We start from the raw sequence: 14,756 nt of genomic DNA, 5'->3' as shown, positions 1-14,756 counted from the left end.
ATCATCGCGCAAAACACGGCGCAGCTGCGCAACAAGGACTGGCGTGAGCGACAGGGACGAAAAAGACAAGACGCCGCCGCGGCGCATCACCACCGGCGTGCCGGGCCTCGACACCGTACTCTCCGGCGGTCTGCTGCCGGGCGCGGTCTACATCGTGCAGGGCTCGCCCGGTGCCGGCAAAACCATACTCGCCAACCAGATCTGCTTCCATCGCGTCACGCAGGGCGAGAAGGCCCTGTACGTGACCCTGCTGGCCGAGTCGCACGCGCGGCTGATCCAGAACCTCGAGCGCATGAGCTTCTACGACGAGCGCCGGCTGCCGTCGTCGATCTTCTATGTCAGCGGCTACGACGATCTGGAGAGCGGCGGCCTCGAGGGCATCCTGCGCCTGCTCAATCACGAGAGCCAGCGCCGCGGCACGTCGCTGATCGTCGTCGACGGCCTGTTCGTGCTCGAGGAAAGCGTGCAGTCGGAACGCGAGTTCCGCAAGTTCGTGAACTATCTGTCGACGCTCGCGAGCCTCCTTACGGCGACGATCCTGCTGCTGACCAACAGCCGGCGCACGCAGGCGAGTCCCGAGTACACGATGGTCGACGGCTGGATCGAAGTGGCCACGGCCACGCACGGCCATCTCGGCAGCCGCTACGTGCAGGTGCACAAGTTCCGCGGCTCGGACTTCGTCGCCGGCCTGCACACCACCGTCATCAGCGACGACGGCATGCGCGTGCTGCCGCGGCTCGAAGCGACGACCGGCCTCGAAGGCCAGGGCGCCGCCGAAGTGGCGCGCGTGCCGAGCGGCGTGCCGGCGCTCGACGGCCTGATCGGCGGCGGCGTTCCGCAAGGCTCCACCACCCTCGTGCTCGGCCCTACCGGCGTCGGCAAGACGACGCTCGGCCTGCACTTCATCGCGCAATGCAGCGAGCAGGCGCCGGGCCTGATCTTCGGCTTCTACGAGAACGCCTCGCGCCTCGCGCTCAAGGCACGCATGCTCGGCATCGATCTCGAGGGACTGGTCCGCCGCGGCGCCGTCGAGGTGGTCTGGCAGCCGGCTTCGGAGCCCTCGCTCGACGGACTCGGCTACCGCCTGATCGAGGCGGTGCGGCGGCGCGGTGCCAAGCGCGTGCTCGTCGACGGCCTGCGCGGCTTCGAGCGCGCCCAGTTCTACGACGAACGCAGTTCGCCCTTCCTCGCCGCGCTCACCCATGTCCTGCGCGCCGAAGGCGTGACCTCGCTGTACACCTCGGAGGTGCCGCAGATCATCGGCGAGCGTTCCGAAATCTCCTTCGGCCCGATTTCGGCGGTGGCCGAGAACATCCTGCTGATGCGCTACGTCGAGCTGGATTCGGCGCTGCACCGCCTGCTGTCGGTGCTCAAGGTGCGCGACAGCGATTTCGATTCGGCCGTGCGTCGCTTCGTGATCGACGCCAGGGGCATCCGCATCGGCGACGTCTTCCGCGATACCGAAGGGCTGTTGACCGGCCACGCTCACCGGCCACCGGCGGATGCCTGATGAGCACGCGGCCGCCACACATCCTGCTGGTGGAGGATGAGCCCGGCACCCTGATGACGACGGCGATACTGCTCGAGATGTCCGGCTACCGGGTCTCGAAGGCGCCGAACGGGCGGCGCGGCCTGGAGCTGTTCGTCGCCGAGGCGCCCGATCTGGTCGTCACCGACTACATGATGCCGCACATGGACGGCCTGCAGCTGATCGAAGCCATCCGCGCCGCCGGCGAACGCGCCTCGACGCCGATCCTGCTGATGAGCTCGGGACTGCCGCCCGAAGTCTCGCCGACGCTCGCCGACGCCTTCATCCGCAAGCCGTTCGAGTACACCGAGTTCGAGCGCGCCGTGGTCCGCCTGCTCAAGGCGCGCTAGCGTCGGGCAGGCGCAGCACGTAGAGCGCGTTGCCCGGTCCGGCCTGGAAGCGTCCGGGGCTGCCGAAGGTGTCGTAGCCGGAGTTCAGCAGCAGGCTGTCGTCGCCGACCACGGCGCCGACCGAATCGATCGTGCCGCCTTGCCCGGCGTTGCCGTCGACGCCGGTGACCGGCCCAGGACGGTCAGCAGCGACAGGCGGACGGCGCGCATTTTCGACTCTCCCTGTTCGAATCCGCCGCCCACCATAACCGCCGCGCCGCTGCGGCCGCGGCCCTTCGTCGGGCGGCGCATGGTGACGGGGTTTCACCACAAGCACGCGCGCCGATTTCGCACGGCGGCACGCGGCCGTGCCCGCGTGATTTGCGCCGTCTTGACAGCCGGCGGACGCGAACCGACGCTGCGCGCGAGGAGAACGACGATCGATGAGCATCCTGCAGATGCCGCGCGCGCGGCCGCGCGTGATGCTGTTCGACTGGCACGCGACGCTGGTCGATACCATGGATGCCATGTACTACGCGCTCGACGACGTGCTGCCGCGGCTCGGACCGCTGGGCCTGATCGACAGGCTGGTGCCGCGCGGCCAGTCGAAGACGCTGGAGGACGCCAAGCTGGTCAAGTACGTGCGCGAGCACGCCAGCCTGCATCCCAAGCTCCGCGCCGAGCGCAAGCTGTCGCGCACCGACATCTTCGAGGTGCTGTTCGGCAGCGACCAGGAGGCCAAGCGCATCGCGCACGAGGCCTTCGACCAGAGTTACGCGAAGCACTTCGGCGCGGTGAAGCCGATGGAAGCAGACGCCCGCGAGCGCCTGCTCGAACTGCGCGCGCTCGGCATCCGCATCGGCGTGCTGTCGAACCGCGCGCGGCGCTTCATGGCGCACGAGATCTACACGGTCGACGGCGAAGGCTGGCATGAACTGTTCGATACCATGGTCTGCGGCGATGACGTCTGGCGCCGCAAGCCGCATCCCGACCTCGTGCTGAAAGCGCTCGCCGATCTCGGCGCGCCGGCCGATCTGTCCTGCTGGTACGTCGGCGACAGCACCACCGACATCGTCGCCGCCAAGGCGGCGGACGTGACGGCGGTGTTCTACAACGGCGCCGGCTGGGACCGGCACTGGATCGACCGGATCTTTCCCGGCACCGTGCGCCATCCGCACGTGCCCGACGGCATCGTGCGCGACCTCGGCGAGCTGGTGGCGCTGGCGCGCCAGCTGATCAGCGTGACGACGGCGGCCTGAGCGCCGCCGTCGGCGTCATCGAGGCGGCCACGACGAACTTGAAGGAAACCCTGCCCGGCCAAACAGGCGCACCCGCCGCGAAAGGTGCGGGCCGCGTCAATAACGGGCCCTAGAAGCCGGCCAGCTCCTCGCTGTACAGCCACAGGCGCTGCGCCAGCTCGACGCTGCGGCTCGCCGCGCTGCCGGGCCGCACGCGGCGCCGGACGAAGTATTCGCCGCTGACGTTCTTCAGCTCCGGCGCGGTGGCGAGCCAGATCGCCGTGTCGGCGCCCTGCGCCGGCGTCAGCATGGCGGCGACGATCAGCTTGCGCACCGGCGCCGGCAGTTCGTCGTAGATGCCGGTGGCGACCGTGCCCGGATGGAAGGCGTTGACAGTGACGCCGCTGCCGGCGAGGCGACGCGCCAGCTCGCGGGTGAACAGCAGGTTGGCGAGCTTGGCCTGTCCGTAGGCACTGAGGCCGATCCAGTGCCGCGACGGATCGCGGAAGCTGGCTTCGTCGATCTTGCCGAGCGCGTGAATGGCCGAGCTGGTGACGACGACGCGGCCCTGCGCTGCCGCCTTGACCGCGTCGAGCAGCTTCTGCGTGAGGCGGAAGTGGCCGAGATGCATGATGCCGAACATCGCCTCGAAGCCGCTTTGCAAGGTGCGCAGCTTCAGCGTGTAGAGGCCGGCGTTGAGGATCAGCACGTCGAGCGTGGGCATGCGCGCGAGCACGTCCGCCGCGCAGCGGTCGATGTCGGCGAAATCGCCGAGATCGAGCGCCAGCGCCTCGATCTGCGCATTCGCCTGCGTCGCCTTGATGCGCGCGACCGCGGCCTGCGATCTGGCGAGATCGCGCGAGGCGATGATCACGCGGTCGCCGCGCGCGGCGAGGGCCAGCGCCATCTCGTAGCCGATGCCGTTGTTGCCGCCGGTGATGAAGACATTCCGTGTCATGCGCGTCACTCCGTGAAACCCGCCTGCAGGACGCCGGCGCGCGTCAGGGCGTCGATCGCCGCGCCGTCGTGGCCGGGTACCAGCCGCAGGCCGGGCGCAGTCTCGCGCAGCGCATGCAGGGTCTGCAATTCGGCGGACACGGCGCGGCGGTCCTCGTCGATGATCCAGTCGGTGACCCAGCGCGGTCGCTCGCGCAGTTGCACGATGTTGCGCATCTGCCAGGCGACGTCGCCGAGGAACAGCAGCTCGCGATGGTCGGCGAGCTGCACGTAGACCATCTGGCTGCCCGGTGTGTGGCCGGGCGCGGCGACCAGCACGACGCCCGGCGCGACGGCGGTGTAGCGGTCGTAATGCAGCGGCGCGTAGTCCTTCAGCGCGTCGGCCGGCAGGCCGGCGGCGGCGAGCGCCTTCGCATCGGCGATCTGCGTGTCGGTGAGTTTCACGTTCGGCAGGATCGTCGCCAGCTGCGCATGCCGGGCGAGGCCGCCGAGATGATCGGGATGCTCGTGCGTGATGACGATCAGCGCGGCCTTGCCCAGCGCCCGCTCGACGCGCGCGTAGGCGGCATCGTCGAAGAACGGCACCATGAAGTCGGGCTTGGCGAGGCTGCGGTCGAAGGCCGAGTCGATCATCACCGTCTTGCCGGCGTAGACCAGCTGGTAGGCGTAGATCGGAATGTCGACCGTCCGCCAGCTGCCGCCGGCCATCACCATCGCTTCCGGAAAGACGTAGGCCGAGACCTTCTCGTAACGCGCTGCCGCCGGCTTGTCGCCGGGCAGGGCGTCGGCGAGCGTGCGGATTTGCGCCAGATCGAACTCGTAGGACGCGTCGGCCGGCGGCCGCGCGTCGACCGCGTACCACCAGTACACTCCACCGATCAGCAGGAGGACCAGCAGTCCTCCGACAAGCTTGCGCATGCGATGCCCCCGTCCATGGAAATCCCCGCGCGCAGTGTAGCGGCGGCGGCGACGGCCGTCGCCGCGGCGCCGCATCGTTCACAATGGCGCATGAAAATTCCGAAGGGCTTGCAGCCGCTGATCGACGACGGCCTGGTCGACGAGGTCATCCGGCCGCTCAAGAGCGGCAAGGAGGCGGCGGTCTATCTGGTTGCCTGCGGCGGCGAGATCCGCTGCGCGAAGGTCTACAAGGACGCCGAGCAGCGCGGCTTCCACAAGCTCGCCGAATACCAGGAAGGCCGCAAGGCGCGCGGCAGCCGCGACGCGCGCGCCATGGGCCGGCGCAGCCGTCACGGCCGCCGCGAACAGGAGACGGCGTGGAAGAACGCCGAGGTCGACGCGCTGTACCGCCTCAGCGCCGCCGGCGTGCGCGTGCCGCGGCCGCATCTCTACCATGAGGGCGTGCTGGTGATGGAGCGCATCGTCGACGCCGACGGCAATGTCGCGCCGCGGCTCAACGACGTCGTGCCCGAGCCGGAGGCGGCACGCGCCTGGCACACCTTCCTGATCGGGCAGATCGTGCGCATGCTCTGCGCGGGCCTCATCCACGGCGATCTTTCCGAGTTCAACGTGCTGCTCGGCGCCGCCGGCCCGGTCATCATCGACCTGCCGCAGGCGGTCGACGCGGCCGGCAACAACAATGCCTTCCGCATGCTGGCGCGCGATGTCGGCAACGTCACCGCGTACTGCGGCCGCTACGCGCCCGAGCTGCTCGACACCGAGTACGCGCACGAAATCTGGAAGCTGTACGAGAACTCGGAGCTGCGCCCCGACAGCCCGCTGACCGGGCGCTTCGAGCACGACACGCGCCGCGCCGACGTCGGCGGCGTGCTGCTGCAGATCGACGAAGCGCGCCGCGAGGCCGAGCGGCGCCAGCGCGGCCGCGACGAGGCCGAGGCGGCGGCGCAGCCGGAATAGTTGGCCGCGGTGGCATTGCGCGGGGAATTGCCGGCGCGCGGCGCGGTCCCAGCAGCATGGACAGCGATCGCGATGATCGCCGGCCGCCGATCCGCGCGGCGGCCGGCTGGGACGAACTGCTGCTGATCTGCCGTAAATGCGTCAAGCGCCAGGCCCGTGCCGGCAGCGGCCGGCCGCTGCGCAAGGAACTCAAGCGGCGCCTGAAGGCGCAGGCCGGCGGCCCGCGGGTGCGCGTGGTCGACTGCGGCTGTCTCGACCTGTGCCCGAAGCACGGCATCACCGTGGCGCGCGGCGGCGAACTGGCGACGGACAAGCCGCTGCGCGTGCTGCGCAACGGCGACGACCTCGAACGCGTCATCGACTGGCTGCGCACGCCTCCGGACGCCGCGCGCTGAAGCGGTCGCTCAGCCGGCGCGGTGCTCGACGATCGTCGTCACATACTGACGATCGGCGAGATCGACGAGATCGAGATAGAGCTGGCGCTCGGTGACGGTGATCGCGAGGCTGGCGCGGCGTTCGAGGCGCGGCGCGACCTCGGCGATGAATGCCCTGCCGAGTTCGTAGACCGGGATCTCGTCGCCGCGATGGATCTTGCGGCCGGCGTACTGCGCCAGCAGCGGCGCCGGATCGCGGTGCGTGTAGACGGCGGCGCGGCCGGCGAGCTTGCTGCCGCGGTGCAGGCGCTCGGCGTCCGGCGCGCCGATCTCGATCCACGCCGTGATGCGGCCGGTCAGGTCGCGCACCAGCACCGCCGGCTCGTCGACCGCGGCGACGCCTTCGGTCAGCGCGATGCCGTCCTGGTATTCCAGGCAGTAGGCGAGCAGGCGCGCCAGCATGAACTCGGCGGTCTCGGAGGGCTGGCGCGCGACGCGCAGCTCGAAGTTCTCGTAGACGCCGCGATCCATGTCGGCGAGCTGGATCGTGAAGACGTGGATCGTCGCAGTGAGGGCCATCGGCGTCGGCGCGGGGCAGGGCCGCGCAGCTTACGCCAGTGCCGCCTCGCTGCGCTGCAGGGTGAGCTGGCAGCTCTGGCGCCGCGCAGGCGCATCGTGCGGCCACTGCCGAGCCACAGCGCGCAGCAGGCGGCCGAGCCGAGTATCGTGGCGCGCCCGTCGCCTGATCCGTTCGCGGGATGGCCGCCGCTCAGCGCCGCGGCGGCAGCGGCAGCAGCGCCGAGACCTTGCGCATGTGCTCCGCGTAGGCCGGGCGGCGTTCGAGACTGCGCCGGTCCATGAACGGGATGCTGACGAACACGAACATCGCCGTCATGGTCAGCGCGCCCCAGATCGTCCACCAGCCCTGCTGCGGCGCGGCGGCGAGGCCGAACAGCAGCAGGCCCCACCAGAAGCTCACCTCGCCGAAATAATTCGGGTGCCGCGACCAGGCCCACAGGCCGCTGGCGATGAACTGGCCGGGCTGCCTGCGGGCGATGAAGGCGCGCAGCTGCAGATCGGCAAGCGTCTCGATGACGATCGCGGCGGCGGTGACGACGAGCGCGAGCACGTCGAGGGCGCCGAACGGCGCGCCGCCGTGGACCATCACCGCGTAGACCGGCAGGCAGCCGAGGAAGACCTGCAGGGTCGGGAACAGGTGGATGCCGAAGAAGTCGGCAAGCGCCGCGTGGCGGCCGGCGCGCTCGCGCACCAGCGGGTAGCGCCAGTCCTCGTGCCGCAGGCCCTGCCAGTGCGTCGCCCAGTTCGCCGTCAGGCGGATGCCCCACAGCCAGACCAGCACGACGACGAGCACGGCGCGCGTCATGTCGATGCCGGCCGCGCGATGACCCAGCCACCACAGCGCGAGCAGCGGCGGGATCACGCTCCAGTAGGCATCGTAGAAGCTCGAGTTGCGGTAGCGCCGGCTGAAGACAAAGACGACGACCGTCGCCACGACGTCCGCGAGCAGCGCATCCCAGGGTGCCGGCAGCGCGGTGCCGAGCAGGATGGCGGCGGCCGCCGCCACGGCCGCGACATAGGCGATGGCGATGAGCGCCAGCGCCGTGTGCTTGGATTTCATGTTTTCCCCGAATCAAGGCCGGCGCTCTGCGGCGCCGTGCCGCGACGATAGCAGGACCGGCCGCGCCACGGGGCGGGCCCGCCGGCGGCGGGGCTACCCGGAAAACTACCCGTTCGTGTAGCGTGGGCCTGTAGGCCGGCGCTTCGTTTCTCCCTCACCAAAAGCACGTGACGAGGACCGGCGCCGCCGGCCGATCGATCCGACGAGAGGGGAGAAACCCATGTTGCCCGCCGGCGCGCGCGCCGCCATCGATCCGCCCGCCGCTTCCGCGCCGGTCCACGGCTGCTGCTGACCCCGCCCTTCCGCCCCGCGCCGACACGCCGGCGTGCGCAACAGGCGGTTCAGCAATTCGTCGCGCTGGATCGCGCCCGGGTAGGACGGCGGCGCGAAAAACTCGTGCGTGAACACTTCTCCGGAATGTGCGTTGGCATCCATGTCTCTGCGCTCCTCCGCCGAAGATCTTTGTCTTCGACTATAGCGTCGCGAGCGCCTGCCGAACTGGCTGGAGGACGCCGCAGCGTCGCCGGCCACTGCCGCCGCGGGCTCAGGTTATGAGCCCGCGAGCCCGTAACGTGTGCCGCGGCTGATCCCTCAGCCGTCCGTGGCATCTCACCTGAACTGGCCCGCCGAGCGCGGGCCTTTTTTATGGGCGGGGCGGCGCTTCTGCGAGAATACGCGGCCGTTTCGCCCGCTCCCGCCATGCGCCGCACCGATTTCTCGTACGAACTGCCCGAAGCGCTGATCGCCCAGCATCCCACCGCCGCGCGCTCGGCGAGCCGCCTGCTGCACGTCGGCCGCCAACTCGCCGACCGCATGATCGTCGATCTGCCCGCGCTGCTGGCGCCCGGCGATCTCGTCGTGTTCAACGACACGCGCGTGATCCCGGCGCGGGTGTTCGGCCGCAAGCCGACCGGCGGCCACGTCGAGATCTTCGTCGAGCGCGTGCTCGATGCGCACGAATTCCTCGCCCAGCTCGGCGTCAGCAAGAAGCCGAAGGCGGGCGGCGTGATCGAGGTCGGCGACGATCGCCTGACGGTACTCGGCCGCGACGACGACCTGTTCCATCTGCGTTACGACGGCGCCGACGGCGTGATGGCCTTTCTCGAACGCGCCGGCCGCCTGCCGCTGCCGCCGTACATTGCGCACGATCCGGACGCCGTCGACGCCGAGCGCTACCAGACCGTGTTCGCGCGCGAGCCCGGCGCGGTCGCGGCGCCGACCGCCGGCCTGCATTTCGACGCGGCCCTGCTGCAGGCGCTCGCCGCCAGCGGCGTGGAGACGGCGACGCTGACCCTGCACGTCGGCGCCGGCACCTTCCAGCCGGTGCGCGTCGACGATCTCGCCGAACATCGCATGCACAGCGAGCGCTACGCGATCGACGCCGCGCTGTGCGCGAAGCTCGAAGCGACGCGCGCGCGGGCGGGGCGCGTGGTGGCGATCGGCACGACGGTGACGCGTGCCCTGGAATCGGCCGCCGCCGCGCAGGATCGCGTGCGCACGCTGGGGCCGCAGAGCGGCGAGACGCGCCTGTTCATCACGCCGGGCTACCGCTTCCGCGTGATCGATCTGCTGCTCACCAATTTTCATCTGCCGGAAAGCACGCTGCTGATGCTGGTCTGCGCCTTCGGCGGCTACGACCGCATGATGGCCGCCTACCGCCACGCGGTCGCGCAGCGCTACCGCTTCTTCAGCTACGGCGACGCGATGCTGATCGAGCCGGCGCCGGAGGCGTTCAGCGCACGCTGACGCGGAAATCGGCGCTGCGGCCGGGCGGCGGGCCGCTCTCGAACGGCCGACGGTATTCGAAGTGCAGCGTCACGTTGCCGGTGCGCTCGGCGCGGAAGCTCCAGATCTCGTGGCCGCCGGCGCCGACCAGACCGGCGGCGTGCGGATCGGGCCGGTACTCGGCGTCGCCTTCGCTGCGCAGCGGCGCATCGGCCGGCAGCGCCAGCTGCCAGCGGTAGCCCGTGGTCGGATTGCTGTCGAGTTCGACGCGCAGCCGCTGGCCGGCGTGCAGCATCACGGTGCTGCCGGCGTCCGCGGCGGTGACGGCGACGGGCTCCGTGTTGCCGCGACAGGCCGCGAGACAGAGCAGGGCGGCGACGCCGAGCGCGCGCTTCATCGCAGCGCCTCGGCGCCGCCGCCGCGCCGGGCGAGCGCGCGCAGCGGCCAGACCAGCAGGTTGAACAGGCCGCAGACGAGCAGGGCGCCGATCAGGCCGCAGAGCAGCGCGTCGAGCGTCAGCGGCAGGCCCGGCGTGAAAGCGGCCCAGGTGCCGGCGGCGATCTCGCGATCCAGATGCCGCGCCAGATACCAGAGCTTCTCCGGCAGCGAGCCGTGTTCGAGGATGGCGAGGCCGGCGCGCATCGCGGTCTCGCGTTCGCGGTCGGCGGCGAGCTTGCTGCCGATGTCATGGATGCCGGCGGAAGGCGCGCTGCGCAGGTCGGCGATCAGGCGCTCGAGATCGCCGCCGTAGTGCGCGTCGGCATTGCGCTGGTACTCGGCCATGCTGTCGGCGAGCGCCTGGTGATAGCCGCCGTAGCGCTGCGTGTAGTGGTCGACGAACTGCGGCAGCTGCAGCGCGGCGATGAATCCGGCGACGAACAGCAGGCGGTCGACGAGGCCGGTCAGCATTCTCATGCGCGCGTCCCTGCGGCGGGCGGAAACGCACCGTAGAACGCCGCTGCCATGCTGTCAAAGCGCGCGAGCGCGGCGCCGGCATGGGACAATGCTTGCTGACTTTCCTGCATCGTCGTCCTCGTGAAGTTCGAACTCCTCCAGCAATCCGGCGGCGCGCGCCGCGGCCGCCTGACCTTCGCCCGCGGCGGCGTCGACACGCCGATCTTCATGCCGGTCGGCACCTACGGCACGGTCAAGAGCGTCACGCCCGAGGAGCTGCGCGAGGTCGGCAGCAAGATCATCCTCGGCAACACCTTCCACCTGATGCTGCGGCCCGGCGAGGCGCTGATCCAGCAGCAGTTCGGCAGCCTGCACGGCTTCATGCGCTGGAACGGGCCGATCCTCACCGACTCCGGCGGCTTTCAGGTCTGGTCCTTGTCCGGCCTGCGCAAGATCAGCGAGGAGGGGGTGAAGTTCGCATCGCCGATCAACGGCGATCGCATCTTCCTGTCGCCCGAGCGTTCGATCGAGGTCCAGCACGGCCTGGGTTCCGACATCATCATGCAGTTCGATGAATGCACGCCGTATCCGGCCACCGAGCCGCAGGCGCGCAAATCGATGGAACTGTCGGCGCGCTGGGCGGCGCGCTGCAAGACGCAGCACCTCGCGCTGTCGGCGACGCGCGCGCAGCTGCCGGTGCTGCGGCGCTTCGCCGCGGGCGATCCGCCGCTGCTCGGCTCGGGCGCGCTGTTCGGCATCGTGCAGGGCGGCATGCACGTCGAGCTGCGGCGCGAGTCCCTGCAGCGCCTGCGCGAGATCGGCTTCGACGGCTACGCGATCGGCGGCCTGTCGGTCGGCGAACCTGAGGACGAGCGTCTCAAGGTGCTCGACGCGATCGGCGGCGAACTGCCCGCCGACCGGCCGCACTACCTGATGGGCGTCGGCACGCCGCGCGACCTCGTGCAGGGCGTGGCGCGCGGCATCGACATGTTCGACTGCGTGATGCCGACGCGCAACGCGCGCAACGGCCATCTGTTCACCAGCGAAGGCGTCGTCAAGATCCGCAACGCGCAGTATCGCGACGATCCGCGTCCGCTCGACCCGGCCTGCGACTGCTACACCTGCCGGAACTACTCGCGCGCCTATCTGCATCACCTCGACCGCTGCGACGAGATGCTCGGCCCACGCCTCAACACGATTCACAACCTGCACTACTACCTGAAGCTGATGCGGCGCATCCGCGCCGCGATCGAGGAAGACCGTTACGCGGTTTTCGCCGCCGATTTTCTCGCCTCGCCGGAGGGCGCCCCGGCGAAATCCAAGCTGGCCACCGGCGCCGGCACAGCGACTCAGGCGTAAACGCCGCGCACCGCGGCGCCTTCCTCCCATGGAGAGGAGAGGGCTCGAAACCGCACGCCGCACTTTCATCACTGTCCCCCTCCGCCCGCCCGCGGGGGGAGGGGCCAGGGAGGTGGGCGCCTGCACCGCGCACCGAACCCGCAGCGCGCGCCGCGGCACCCTCCTCACCCAACCCTCTCCTCCCCGAGGGAGGAGAGGGCTCGAAGCTGTGCGCCGCACTTTCACCTCCGATTCCCCTCCGCCCGCGCGCGGGGGGAGGGGCCAGGGGAGGTGGGCGCCTGCATCGCGCACTGAACCCGCAGCGCGCGCCGCAGCGCCCTCCTCACCCAAGCCTCTCCTCCCCGTGGGAGGAGAGGGCTCGAAGAAACGCGCCGCCCTTTCACTCCGATTCCCCTCCGCCCGCCCGCGGGGGGAGGGGCCAGGGGAGGTGGGCGCCCGCGTCGCGCACCGAACCCGCAGCGCCCGCCGCGGCACCCTCCTCACCCAAGCCTCTCCTCCCAGTGGGAGGAGAGGGTTCGAAGGCGACGCGCTTTGCGCGCCCGCCATGCCCGATCCGCGTGCGGCATTGCATCGCCATCGTCGCTCGGCGACGATGCCCGCGCCGACAGACGGGAGTTTCGGGATGAAATGGCGTGATGCGCGACGCAGCGACAACGTGGTCGGAGCCGGCGGTCGTGGCGGGGTGAAGCTGGGGCTCGGCGGCATCGCCGTGGTCGTCGTGCTCGGCCTGCTGCTCGGCAAGAATCCGATCGAGATGCTCGGCCTCGTCTCGCAGATCGAGCAGGGCGCGCCGTCCGGGCAGACACAGGCGGTGCCCGAGAACGAGACCACCGATTTCGTGCGCGCCATCCTCGGCGAGACGGAAGACGTCTGGGGCGACATCTTCCAGCGCGCCGGCCAGCAGTATCCGCCGCCGAAACTGGTGCTGTTCTCCGGCGCCGTGCAGACCGCCTGCGGCGGTGCCAGCGCCGCCTCGGGGCCGTTCTACTGCCCGGGCGATCGCATGGTCTATCTCGACACCAGCTTCTTCGAGGAGATGAAGGCGCGCCTCGGCGGCGGCGGCGATTTCGCCTACGCCTACGTCATCGCCCACGAAGTCGGCCACCACGTGCAGAACGTGACCGGCGTGTTCGAGAAGGCGCAGGAAGCCCGCCAGCGTGGCGTGCCGATGGAAGGCGCGGACGGCCTGTCCGTGCGCCAGGAACTGCAGGCCGATTGCTTCGCCGGTGTATGGGCCAACCACGCGCAGGCGCGGCACCAGTGGCTGGAGGCGGGCGATGTCGAGGCGGCCCTGAACACCGCGACGGCGATCGGCGACGACCGCCTGCAGAAGCAGGCGCAGGGCGAAGTCGTGCCGGACTCGTTCACGCACGGCACCTCGGCGCAGCGCGTGCGCTGGTTCAAGACCGGCTTTGCCTCGGGACAGGTGGCGAGCTGCGATACCTTCGCGACGGATCGGCTCTGAGCGGCGCTCGAGGCGAGGCGCAGCCGCGCGCTATCCGTTCATGCCGGTTGCCATCGCGGGCGCCGGGCCGCAGGGCCCGCGAGCGCAACGGCACCGCGGCGGCGATTCACGCGGAACGGCGTGACACTCAGAGCAGCGCCGCGATGTCCGCCTCGATCTTCTCCGGCGTGTCCATCGAGCCGTAGCGCTTCACGACCTTGCCGCTCTTGTCGACGAGGAACTTGGTGAAGTTCCACTTGATGCCTTCGGTGCCGAGCACGCCCGGCGCCTCGCGCTTGAGGAACTGGTAGAGCGGGTGCGTGTTGGCGCCGTTGACGTCGATCTTCGCGAACATCGGGAAGTCGACCTCGTAGGTCAGCGAGCAGAAGTTCTTGATCTCGTTTTCGTCGCCCGGTTCCTGATGGCCGAACTGATCGCAGGGGAAGCCGAGCACCACGAAATTCTTGTCCTTGTACTTGCGCCACAGCGCTTCGAGGCCCTTGTACTGCGGCGTGAAGCCGCACTTGCTGGCGACGTTGACGATCAGCAGCACCTTGCCCTGGTAGGCGTCGAGCTTCTGCGTCGTACCGTCGATGGTCTTGGCTTCGAAGTCGTATGCGGTGGTCATCGTTCGTTTCCGGAGTTGCAGGGCCCGCAGCGTAGCAGGATGGCTCGCGCCGGTGCCGATGCGGCGGCGAGGGATCGCGGTAGCGGCGCAGGGTTTCGAGCCTTCTCCTCCCGTCGGGAGAAGAGGGTTGGGTGAGGAGGGTGCCGCGGCGCGCGCTGCGGGTGCGGTGCGCGATGCAGGCGCCCACCTCCCCTGACCCCTCCCCCCGCGAGCGGGCGGAGGGGAATCGGAGTGAAAGGGCGGCGCACAGCTTCGAGCCCTCTCCTCCCGCGGGGAGGAGAGGGTTGGGTGAGGAGGGCGTTGCGGCGCGCGCTGCGGGTTCGGTGCGCGATGCGGGTGCCCACCTCCCCTGGCCCCTCCCCCCGCGAGCGGGCGGAGGGGAATCGGTGTTGAGAGTGCGGCGCACAGCTTCGAGCCCTCTTCTCCCACGGGGAGGAGAGGGTTGGGTGAGGAGGGTGCTGCGGCGCGCGCTGCGGGTTCGGTGCGCGATGCAGGCGCCCACCTCCCCTGACCCCTCCCCCCGCGAGCGGGCGGAGGGGAATCGGTGTTGAGAGCGCGGCGCGTGCCCTCGAGCCCTCTCCTCCCACCGGGAGGAGAGGGTTGGGTGAGGAGGGTGGTGCGGCGCGCGGTGCGGGTTCGGTGCGCGATGCGGGTGCCCACCTCCCCTGACCCCTCCCCCCGCGAGAGGGCGGAGGGGAATCGGAGTGAAAGGGCGGCGCACAGCTTCGAGCCCTCTCCTCCCTCGGGGAGGAGAGGGTTGGGTGAG

At 70.2% G+C, this 14,756-nt stretch carries 17 protein-coding genes; 8 read left to right on the top strand and 9 right to left on the bottom strand.

Annotation, left to right across the window (positions count from 1 at the left end):
- Window positions 1–43 precede the first annotated feature (43 nt).
- Window positions 44–1,510, top strand: coding sequence for a DUF7125 family protein (locus tag K344_RS0117960; protein WP_245586262.1), 1,467 nt, complete (start codon window positions 44–46; stop codon window positions 1,508–1,510).
- Window positions 1,510–1,878, top strand: coding sequence for a response regulator (locus K344_RS0117955; protein WP_028081828.1), 369 nt, complete (start codon window positions 1,510–1,512; stop codon window positions 1,876–1,878). Before K344_RS0117960 ends, K344_RS0117955 begins: the two co-directional genes overlap by 1 nt.
- Here the strand turns inward: K344_RS0117955 and K344_RS24230 are convergent.
- Window positions 1,865–2,308, bottom strand: a complete 444-nt coding sequence (locus K344_RS24230; protein WP_157623097.1) for a hypothetical protein — start codon at window positions 2,306–2,308, stop codon at window positions 1,865–1,867. The genes K344_RS0117955 and K344_RS24230 overlap by 14 nt on opposite strands.
- Here K344_RS24230 and K344_RS0117945 point away from each other — a divergent pair.
- Window positions 2,301–3,116 (top strand): HAD family hydrolase, encoded by an 816-nt coding sequence (locus K344_RS0117945; protein ID WP_028081827.1) that lies wholly within the window; start codon window positions 2,301–2,303, stop codon window positions 3,114–3,116. The genes K344_RS24230 and K344_RS0117945 overlap by 8 nt on opposite strands.
- 109 nt (window positions 3,117–3,225) lie before the next feature.
- Here the strand turns inward: K344_RS0117945 and K344_RS0117940 are convergent, their stop codons facing one another.
- On the bottom strand, window positions 3,226–4,053 hold the full coding sequence (locus tag K344_RS0117940) for an SDR family oxidoreductase (protein ID WP_028081826.1): 828 nt from the start codon (window positions 4,051–4,053) through the stop codon (window positions 3,226–3,228).
- Window positions 4,054–4,058: 5 nt separating this feature from the next.
- On the bottom strand, window positions 4,059–4,970 hold the full coding sequence (locus K344_RS0117935) for an MBL fold metallo-hydrolase (RefSeq protein WP_043114935.1): 912 nt from the start codon (window positions 4,968–4,970) through the stop codon (window positions 4,059–4,061).
- A 90-nt stretch (window positions 4,971–5,060) separates the two neighbouring features.
- Here K344_RS0117935 and K344_RS0117930 point away from each other — a divergent pair, with 90 nt between their 5' ends.
- Window positions 5,061–5,927 carry a PA4780 family RIO1-like protein kinase gene (locus tag K344_RS0117930; RefSeq protein ID WP_028081824.1) on the top strand — a complete coding sequence of 289 codons (867 nt, stop codon included), beginning with the start codon at window positions 5,061–5,063 and terminating at the stop codon, window positions 5,925–5,927.
- Window positions 5,928–5,983: 56 nt separating this feature from the next.
- Window positions 5,984–6,322 (top strand): (2Fe-2S) ferredoxin domain-containing protein, encoded by a 339-nt coding sequence (locus tag K344_RS22445; RefSeq protein ID WP_051362386.1) that lies wholly within the window; start codon window positions 5,984–5,986, stop codon window positions 6,320–6,322.
- Between the two features lie 9 nt (window positions 6,323–6,331).
- On the opposite strand, the gene K344_RS0117920 is transcribed toward K344_RS22445, so the two are convergent.
- From K344_RS0117920 to K344_RS24225, 3 genes are all read right to left on the bottom strand, one after another.
- Window positions 6,332–6,880 (bottom strand): YaeQ family protein, encoded by a 549-nt coding sequence (locus tag K344_RS0117920; RefSeq protein WP_028081823.1) that lies wholly within the window; start codon window positions 6,878–6,880, stop codon window positions 6,332–6,334.
- A gap of 190 nt (window positions 6,881–7,070) precedes the next feature.
- Complete coding sequence (locus K344_RS0117915; protein ID WP_028081822.1) at window positions 7,071–7,940, bottom strand: DUF1295 domain-containing protein; 870 nt, start codon at window positions 7,938–7,940, stop codon at window positions 7,071–7,073.
- Between the two features lie 105 nt (window positions 7,941–8,045).
- On the bottom strand, window positions 8,046–8,375 hold the full coding sequence (locus K344_RS24225) for a hypothetical protein (RefSeq protein WP_157623095.1): 330 nt from the start codon (window positions 8,373–8,375) through the stop codon (window positions 8,046–8,048).
- Between the two features lie 264 nt (window positions 8,376–8,639).
- Between K344_RS24225 and queA the strand changes: the two genes are divergently transcribed.
- Window positions 8,640–9,686: a tRNA preQ1(34) S-adenosylmethionine ribosyltransferase-isomerase QueA gene (gene queA, locus K344_RS0117910; RefSeq protein WP_028081821.1), complete on the top strand. Its 1,047-nt coding sequence runs from the start codon at window positions 8,640–8,642 to the stop codon at window positions 9,684–9,686.
- Here the strand turns inward: queA and K344_RS0117905 are convergent.
- On the bottom strand, window positions 9,673–10,062 hold the full coding sequence (locus K344_RS0117905; protein ID WP_028081820.1) for a protease inhibitor I42 family protein: 390 nt from the start codon (window positions 10,060–10,062) through the stop codon (window positions 9,673–9,675). The two genes, queA and K344_RS0117905, sit on opposite strands and share 14 nt — an antisense overlap.
- A complete protein-coding gene (locus tag K344_RS0117900; RefSeq protein WP_084197600.1) occupies window positions 10,059–10,580 on the bottom strand; it encodes a DUF2937 family protein in 522 nt (173 codons plus the stop codon). Before K344_RS0117900 ends, K344_RS0117905 begins: the two co-directional genes overlap by 4 nt.
- A gap of 120 nt (window positions 10,581–10,700) precedes the next feature.
- On the opposite strand from K344_RS0117900, the gene tgt reads away from it, so the two are divergent.
- Together tgt and ypfJ are read left to right on the top strand one after the other, a co-directional pair.
- Complete coding sequence (gene tgt, locus K344_RS0117895; RefSeq protein WP_028081818.1) at window positions 10,701–11,918, top strand: tRNA guanosine(34) transglycosylase Tgt; 1,218 nt, start codon at window positions 10,701–10,703, stop codon at window positions 11,916–11,918.
- A 622-nt stretch (window positions 11,919–12,540) separates the two neighbouring features.
- The gene (gene ypfJ, locus K344_RS0117890) at window positions 12,541–13,383 is read left to right on the top strand and encodes a KPN_02809 family neutral zinc metallopeptidase (protein ID WP_028081817.1); all 843 of its coding nucleotides are present in this window, start codon (window positions 12,541–12,543) and stop codon (window positions 13,381–13,383) included.
- A 127-nt stretch (window positions 13,384–13,510) separates the two neighbouring features.
- Here ypfJ and K344_RS0117885 read toward each other — a convergent pair whose 3' ends face one another.
- Entirely contained in the window at window positions 13,511–13,990 is a 480-nt protein-coding gene (locus K344_RS0117885; RefSeq protein ID WP_028081816.1) for a glutathione peroxidase, read from the bottom strand.
- Between the last annotated feature and the right edge of the window lie 766 nt (window positions 13,991–14,756).

This window comes from Solimonas soli DSM 21787 (assembly GCF_000474945.1).
In the GTDB taxonomy this organism is placed as follows: Bacteria; Pseudomonadota; Gammaproteobacteria; order Nevskiales; family Nevskiaceae; genus Solimonas; species Solimonas soli.
This window is presented reverse-complemented; position numbering and strand designations above follow the sequence as displayed.